At 37.2% G+C, this 4,659-nt stretch carries 6 protein-coding genes; 5 read left to right on the top strand and 1 reads right to left on the bottom strand.

Translation table 11 applies throughout. The annotated features are described in order from the left end of the window. The 3 genes from Q1J40_RS09100 to prfB all read left to right on the top strand — a co-directional run. Positions 1-213 (top strand): PLP-dependent transferase (locus tag Q1J40_RS09100; RefSeq protein WP_301099867.1); only part of this gene is annotated, 213 nt, incomplete at its 5' end. Beyond that, positions 194-373 (top strand): hypothetical protein, encoded by a 180-nt coding sequence (locus Q1J40_RS09105; protein WP_301099873.1) that lies wholly within the window; start codon positions 194-196, stop codon positions 371-373. The genes Q1J40_RS09100 and Q1J40_RS09105, both read left to right, overlap by 20 nt. Beyond that, positions 296-1,394, top strand: a protein-coding gene (gene prfB / locus Q1J40_RS09110; RefSeq protein WP_301099868.1) for a peptide chain release factor 2 whose coding sequence is annotated in 2 segments (ribosomal slippage) — positions 296-370 and positions 372-1,394 — 1,098 coding nt in all. Because the reading frame shifts where the segments join, the coding sequence is not laid out codon by codon here. Before Q1J40_RS09105 ends, prfB begins: the two co-directional genes overlap by 78 nt. Positions 1,395-1,495: 101 nt before the next feature. On the opposite strand, the gene tusA is transcribed toward prfB, so the two are convergent. Then, positions 1,496-1,735, bottom strand: coding sequence for a sulfurtransferase TusA (tusA, locus tag Q1J40_RS09115; RefSeq protein WP_301099869.1), 240 nt, complete (start codon positions 1,733-1,735; stop codon positions 1,496-1,498). A 32-nt stretch (positions 1,736-1,767) separates the two neighbouring features. Between tusA and pepQ the strand changes: the two genes are divergently transcribed. After that, entirely contained in the window at positions 1,768-3,099 is a 1,332-nt protein-coding gene (gene pepQ, locus Q1J40_RS09120) for a Xaa-Pro dipeptidase (protein ID WP_301099870.1), read from the top strand. 91 nt (positions 3,100-3,190) lie between these two features. Next, the gene (gene argH / locus Q1J40_RS09125) at positions 3,191-4,567 is read left to right on the top strand and encodes an argininosuccinate lyase (protein WP_301099871.1); all 1,377 of its coding nucleotides are present in this window, start codon (positions 3,191-3,193) and stop codon (positions 4,565-4,567) included. Positions 4,568-4,659 lie beyond the last annotated feature (92 nt).

Below are 4,659 nucleotides of genomic sequence, written 5' to 3' on the forward strand. Positions count from 1 at the left end.
TTCTTAGATCACTTTGAATTATTTTCTATGGCATATTCTTGGGGAGGCTATGAATCACTTATTTTGACAAACCAACCAAGAGAAATAGAACGTATTCGCCCTGCAATTACTCGTAAATTAACAGGTACTTTGGTGAGAGTACATATTGGCTTAGAAAATGTTGATGACCTTATCGAAGATTTAGCTAACGCTTTTGCTCGAATTGCTTGGTAAAAAGGCAAAGGAATCTGACCGCTTGTTTAATGTTGCAAGTGATTTCGCTATAATCACCCTTTCAAAAATTAAAGGAAAAGCTATGTTTGAACTTAATCCAATAAAAACACAATTAGCCGATATGGCAGAGCGTACCCAAGTACTTAGGGGGTATCTTTGACTTTGATCTTAAAGTTGAACGCTTAGAGGAAGTTAATGCTGAATTAGAACAACCAGAAGTGTGGAATGAACCAGAAAAGGCACAGGCACTAGGTAAAGAGCGAGTATCGCTTGAAATGGTTGTTGATACTATTCGAGATCTTGAACAAGGTGTTGAAGATATCGAAGGCTTAATTGAATTAGCGGTTGAAGCTGAAGATGAAGAAACCTTTCATGAGGCTCAACAAGAAGCGGATGAATTGGAAGAAAAATTAGCAAAACTTGAATTTCGTAGAATGTTTAGCGGACCTCACGACTCTGCTGATTGCTATGTTGATTTACAATCAGGCTCAGGCGGAACAGAGGCTCAAGATTGGACAGAAATGTTACTTCGTATGTATCTGCGTTGGGCTGAAAGCAAAGGATTCAAAACAGAATTAATGGAAGTATCAGACGGAGATGTGGCAGGAATAAAATCTGCTACGATTAAAGTGTCTGGTGATCATGCTTTTGGCTGGCTACGTACAGAAACAGGGATTCATCGTTTAGTCCGTAAAAGCCCATTTGACTCAAATAATCGTCGTCATACTTCTTTTAGTGCCGCCTTCGTTTATCCTGAAATTGAAGACGATATTGATATTGAAATCAATCCCGCCGATTTACGTATTGATGTTTATCGTGCATCAGGTGCGGGTGGACAACACGTAAATAAAACAGAATCTGCGGTACGTATTACTCACATTCCAACAGGGATTGTAGTGCAATGTCAAAATGACCGTTCTCAACATAAAAACAAAGATCAGTGTATGAAACAGTTGAGAGCTAAATTGTATGAAATGGAAATGATGAAGAAAAATGCGGATAAACAAGCATTGGAAGAAAGCAAGTCAGATATTGGTTGGGGAAGTCAAATTCGTTCTTATGTATTAGATGATTCACGTATCAAAGATTTACGCACAGGAGTGGAAAATCGTAATACCCAAGCAGTCTTAGATGGTGACCTTGATCGATTCATTGAAGCAAGTTTAAAAGCAGGGCTATAAAATTTTATTTTTATCATAAAACACAAGGCGATTATTTCTACAATAGTCGCCTTTGTTGTTATAATGCTTCATCAATTTTATTCAGCTATGATTGTAAAGATTTAAAGCCCTTTTTTAATCCAATATTGATAAGGGGTACTATCAGTTTCACTTTTAAGAAGTTGATGATCCATAAATTGACAAAAGCTAGGAATATCACGAGTAGTCGCAGGGTCATCAGCGATAATATGTAATATCTCTCCGTCTTGCATACTGCGGATAGTTTTGCGAGTAAGCATGACTGGTTCTGGGCAACGAAGCCCAAGTGTATCTAAAGTTTGATTGGTTGTGAGTTCGCTCATAAAATACCATTAAGTTAAAATTAGGAAATAAAATGAAAACACTATTTTCACAGCATATTGCACGGTTGCAAAGTATTGTACAGCACGCATTGGAAGTTTCTCGTTTAGATGGATTATGGATTCATGCCGGATCGGCTAAAAAAAACTTTTTAGATGATCAATACGCACCTTTCAAAATCAATCCACATTTTAACTATTTTTTTCCAGATCCTTCCGCTGAACACAGTTGGCTATTTTTAGATGGTCAAAATAAGCCTAAAATTTATTTTTATGCTCCTGAAGATTATTGGCACGTTATGCCAAATCCGCCACGTTCTGCTTTCTTCGCAGATGAATTTGAGTGGCAAATTCTGACTGACCAACAACAGATTACGCAATATATTCAACAGCCTAAACATTGTGTTTTTATTGGGGAAGATGAATCCCTTGCTCAATCGCTTGGCTTTACTGAAATTAACAGTAAGAAGGTACTCAATGTACTGCATTTTGAGCGTTCAATCAAAAGCGAATTTGAAATTGCCTGTATGTATCAAGCACAATTAAGTGCTTTAAAAGGTCACCAAGTTGCTAAAGAAGCTTTCTTTGCGGGCAAGACTGAATTTGAAATTAATATTGATTATTTAGCTGCCACACAACAGTCCGATAACAATGTACCTTACGGTAATATTATTGCCATTAACCAAAATAGTGCTGTGTTGCATTATACCCAATTAGATTTTAAACATCCTGATATACGTCAAAGTTTCTTGATTGATGCAGGGACAACTTATTTAGGTTATGCGTCCGATATTACTCGTACTTATGCTTTAGATCCAAAAAGTGAATTTGCAGAATTGATTAATCAAATGGATCAATTTAAGTTAGATATTATTGATCAACTCCAAGTGGGCTTTAATTATTTGAGCTATCACACGCAAATGCATCAATGGATCTCACAAATGATTCATCAATTTGAGTTGGTAAAATTACCCGCTGAACAAATTTTTGAAGAAGGAATTAGCCGTATTTTCCTTCCTCATGGCTTAGGTCATCAATTGGGCTTACAAGTACACGATGTCGCTGGATTCCAGCAAAATCATCGTGGCACACATAAAGCTCCGCCAGATATTTATCCAAGTTTGCGTTGTACAAGGGAATTAGTTGAAGGAATGGTAGTCACTATCGAGCCGGGTTTTTATTTCATTGAAATGTTGCTCACACCTTGGAAAAATCATCCCCTTTCTCGTTTCTTCAATTGGGATAAAATTAATAAGCTCAAAGCTTTTGGTGGTATTCGTACAGAGGATAATATTGTAATGACACCTGCGGGAGCAATAAACTTAACCGCAAAAGCAGAAAAAGAATTAGGGTTTAAAATAAAATAATTATTGAAATAAAATGCATAATTATGCAATAATGTCGCTAATGTAAGCGGTTAGATCCGCTTTTTTATTTGCAAAAATCAAGGAATAGTATATGGCACTTTGGGGTGGACGTTTTACACAAGCAGCAGATCAACAATTCAAATATTTTAATGATTCATTACGTTTTGATTACCGTTTAGCCTTGCAAGATATTGATGGTTCAATGGGGTGGGCGAAAGCTATTCAGTCTGTGGGAATTATTACCGAGTCAGAATTAGAAGAACTATTACAAGCATTAAAGCAATTACGTGCAGAAGTAGCGCCAAACCTAGCTATCGTACTGCAAGAAGATGCAGAAGATATTCATAGCTGGGTGGAATTACAACTGATTAAAAGAGTCGGTGATTTAGGTAAAAAATTGCATACAGGACGTAGCCGTAATGACCAAGTTGCCGTTGATATGAAACTTTGGTGTAAAGCACAAGTATTATCTTTACAAGAATCTATCCGAGCATTGCAACATAAATTAGTAGAAACTGCCGAAGTAAATCAGCAAGCAGTGATGCCGGGTTATACGCACTTACAACGAGCTCAACCGATCACCTTTGCACATTGGTGTATGGCATACTTTGAAATGTTAGATCGTGATTATAGCCGTTTAACAGATGCCTATAATCGAATGAATACTTGCCCATTAGGAGCTGGAGCATTAGCGGGTACAGCTTATGCAATTGATCGTGATAAATTAGCATTAGATCTTGGCTTTGAAACCGCAACACGCAATAGTTTAGATAGCGTCTCGGATCGTGATCATGTTCTTGAGTTATTGGCGGCAGCATCAATTAGCACAATGCACCTTTCTCGCTTTGCTGAAGATCTAATTATTTTTAATAGTGGTGAATCTCACTTTGTGGAACTTTCTGATCGTGTCACCTCAGGTTCTTCATTAATGCCACAAAAGAAAAATCCTGATGCGTGCGAATTAGTGCGTGGTAAAACAGGACGTGTATTTGGGGCTTTAACTGGTTTACTGACTACCTTAAAAGGTTTGCCATTGGCTTATAACAAAGATATGCAAGAAGATAAAGAAGGTATCTTCGATGCAATCGAAACGTGGCAAGCCTGTATCAATATCTCTGTATTAGTGTTAGAAGATATTAAAGTTGATACAGAAAGAACCAAAGAAGCTGCCCAGCAAGGTTACGCAAATGCGACTGAATTAGCTGACTACTTAGTAGCAAAAGGCATTCCATTCCGTGAAGCACATCATATTGTTGGGAAAGCGGTTGTTTATGCAATTAGCCAGAAAAAAGCGTTAGAAGAATTAAACTTAGAAGAATTTAAACAATTCCATAGCACAATTAGTGAAGATGTTTATCCGATTTTATCTTTGGATTCCTGTTTAGCAAAACGTTGTGCGAAAGGTGGCGTGAGCTTTGAACGGGTAGCAGAAGCGATTAATGTTGCAAAACAATATTTAGCTAATTAATTTGAATGAGGGATGCCAATTGGTATCCCTATTTTTTACCTCATTTTTGCAAAATAGTGCGATAATCTGACCGCTTGTATAAATTATTGATA

Source organism: Otariodibacter sp., assembly GCF_029256985.1.
In the GTDB taxonomy this organism is placed as follows: domain Bacteria; phylum Pseudomonadota; class Gammaproteobacteria; order Enterobacterales; family Pasteurellaceae; genus Otariodibacter.

Excerpts from the sequence above, each read along its gene's own strand:
- tusA (WP_301099869.1), bottom strand. The coding sequence starts at position 1,735 with ATGAGCGAACTCACAACCAATCAAACTTTAGATACACTTGGGCTTCGT.
- argH (WP_301099871.1), top strand. The coding sequence starts at position 3,191 with ATGGCACTTTGGGGTGGACGTTTTACACAAGCAGCAGATCAACAATTC.
- pepQ (WP_301099870.1), top strand. The coding sequence starts at position 1,768 with ATGAAAACACTATTTTCACAGCATATTGCACGGTTGCAAAGTATTGTA.